This window comes from Vibrio sp. YT-19(2023) (genome assembly GCF_033337395.1).
This window is the reverse complement of sequence record NZ_JAWOQN010000362.1, coordinates 1-791: the sequence shown is the minus strand read 5'-3', so window position 1 is coordinate 791 and position 791 is coordinate 1. Positions and strand designations below refer to the sequence as shown.

Below are 791 nucleotides of genomic sequence, written 5' to 3'. Positions count from 1 at the left end.
TAACGACAAAAAAAAGAACATAATTTCACTGAGTTTTACCCAAACATCAGAAATTCCCCCGTTATCTGCATCATCAAGCCGAACTGCTGCACATACAAAAATCCCCAACGATACCAAAAGGTATGGCTGGGGATCTTTTCATCAATCTGAAATCTAAGTCAGTGCTTGTTACTTTTTATCTGACTTTTCGTTGTACATTTCTTCGATTTCGTCTTGGTATTTATCGTTAATCACTTTACGACGCAGTTTTTGCGTTGGCGTTAACTCTCCATCGTCCATAGAGAAAGCTCTTGGTAGCAGTTTGAACTTCTTAACTTGCTCAAATTTCGCCAGTTCTTTTTGCAGTTCATTCACTCGCTTCTCAAGCATTTCGACCACTTGGTGGTGTTTGATAAGCTCAACTCGGTCGTGGTATGCGATGTTCAGTTCTTTCGCATATTCTTCAAGAGAGTCAAAACACGGCACAATCAGCGCAGAAACAAACTTGCGTGTATCGGCAATCACCGCAATCTGCTCAATGAAGTGGTCTTTACCAATCGCACCTTCGATCATTTGCGGTGCAATGTATTTACCACCAGAGGTTTTCATCAGTTCTTTAATGCGATCGGTGATGAACAGGTTGCCATTTTCATCAATATGGCCAGCATCACCGGTCTTTAAGAAACCGTGCTCATCAAACGTCTTTTCTGTCTCTTCTGGCATTTTGTAGTAACCACGCATCACCATCGGGCCACGAACCAGAATCTCGTTGTTTTCGCCAATCTCCACTTGCGCGCCAGGCATCGACATAC

The 791-nt window shown here is 42.9% G+C and carries 1 pseudogene; it reads right to left on the bottom strand.

The features are described 5' to 3' along the window. Positions 1-168: 168 nt before the first annotated feature. A pseudogene (locus R7E78_RS25915) lies at positions 169-791 on the bottom strand (AMP-binding protein); the annotation flags it as partial.